At 40.5% G+C, this 1,930-nt stretch carries 1 protein-coding gene; it reads right to left on the bottom strand.

The features are described from left to right. Positions 1 to 24: 24 nt before the first annotated feature. Positions 25 to 1,776, bottom strand: a complete 1,752-nt coding sequence (locus T489_RS14795; RefSeq protein ID WP_031580298.1) for an IS1634 family transposase — start codon at positions 1,774 to 1,776, stop codon at positions 25 to 27. Positions 1,777 to 1,930 lie beyond the last annotated feature (154 nt).

Below are 1,930 nucleotides of genomic sequence, written 5' to 3'. Positions count from 1 at the left end.
CCCTAACTCCGCAGATCATAGTTTCTAATTTTTGATGTGCTTCTTAGGGTAAGGTATGCCAAATAAGTCGAAGAGATCTCTGGTTTTTTTAGGGATCTCTTTTGTTATGTAAGAACCTATTCCCGGGGCTTTGGTAGCCTGAAGCTTTTTAAGCTGTATCATTGCCTTTTCCAATGATTCTCCAGGGAGTACTTTTCCCTCGGCTTTATGTCCTGCAGCGGTGACGCACATCATCATCCTCAATGTCTGAGCCAGAAGGTGAATGAATATTTTTCCCTTATATGTTGAACCTGTTGCGTAGAGGCGTTCACCTCCGTTCAAAACCTTAAACTGTTTAAAAGCAACTTCTACAATATTCCTTTCTCTGTATACGACGAGAGCATCAAACGGATCTGATATTTCATTGGTTCTTAAAGCAAAATATCCATTGTAACGACAGGCCTTTTCCACAGCATCGGCTTTCAGATACCAGGTCTTTGTTTTCTTGTCCTGTTCTATGTATTTTGAATATCTCTGCCATAAATTCCGATCCGTTTTTAATTTATTGTTTTGGATGTCTAAAAGTCTCTGCACATCACGCATGAAGTTAACATTTTCCTGTTCACCCAAGGTTCCTGAGTGATAAAGATGGAGATAGACATCGTGGTCTATGGTATAGCCTTCGCAGGTAGAACTCCATTTTTCAACCTCACCGGTTCTGGCATAAACTCCCAGGACTCCTTTCATGAAAACGGGGTTGTTCAGGCTTTCCTTATATCGGTCGATCTTTGCTTTTACGGAATCCTCGGTAAGCTTTACGCCTGTTAGAAATTTTATTTGAACGTTAATCTGTTTCTGAACGTTCATGACAGAAGAATACCCGCGGTCGGTAACTACTAAAATATCGGACAGATCCATCCCCATGTTCCTCATCCGCATAAGAATATCTGGGAATATGGTCATGTCGTTAACTGAGCCTTCTGATTCATATGCGTAACAGACATCGCCGGACGCATAATCTACACATAAAGTCAGATTAACCTGTTTGAGAAAGTCATCCTGTTTGGCATGACCAAAAGCCGCATCATCAATCGACTTTGAATATGTGCTGATGCTGGTTGAATCCATGGCCATCATCATGGGCGGCACATACAGCCCTTTCTTATTGGCATATTCCTTTTTCTGCTGATGAAGTTCGGTAAGCCTTGAATGGCGTAATGTAAAATAATCATCAATTTTTTCCTGAGTAACCGTGGCCAGAAGCCTGCTGATTTTCTGACCTGATAAAGGTTGGGCGTCAGGAAGATAATACATTGAAAGCCAGTCTTCATAGTTATGCATGGCCATGGAGTGAGAACACAGTTCATAAATACCAAGCCTCAGAAGATCAAGACCGTCTTCTCCAAACACGGACTTTAATGAACTTATTATTCCATGCCGTTTTGCCATTTCCCACAGGGAATAGGTCAGACCGAATGAGATGCAGTCACATCTCCAGGATAAATCAATATCTGCCTCCTGTCTGATGGACAAAGCTTCTTCAGCTGACCTGATAACAAGTCGGTTGTCTTCATAAAAGACAGAACAACCAGTGTATTCCGGATGCAGTTCAAGATAGGTTTTTCCCAGTGAAACCTCTCCTGTATCGGAATTAAGTCTGCCTACATGAACACGATGGGCAACACGGGACTGTTTTTTTATCGAATCCCATTTATTGTAGTAAGAAATAATGTAGGTTCTGCCTTTTTTATCTGTATAACTTGAGAAATTCCACTTGATGTCTGTTGAGTCTGTCATATGAATAGTCCATTAAATATATTATAGACTATGTTACACCCGTAATAAGAATAAGTAAAGAGAATTTCTTAAAAAACAGGGGTAAAAGTGTAATATTTAATGGATTTGTGATGAGATTTACCCTAGTTATACACTAGGGTGTGCGGAGTTTAGG

The sequence above is a fragment of the Ruminobacter sp. RM87 genome, assembly GCF_000701925.1.
GTDB classification, from domain to species: domain Bacteria; phylum Pseudomonadota; class Gammaproteobacteria; order Enterobacterales; family Succinivibrionaceae; genus Ruminobacter; species Ruminobacter amylophilus.
The sequence above is the reverse complement of the archived record's forward strand: the minus strand, read 5'-3'. Positions and strand labels throughout refer to the sequence as shown.

What these genes read in the sequence shown, in the direction of transcription:
- T489_RS14795 (WP_031580298.1), bottom strand. Translation starts at nt 1,776, where the DNA reads ATGACAGACTCAACAGACATCAAGTGGAATTTCTCAAGTTATACAGAT.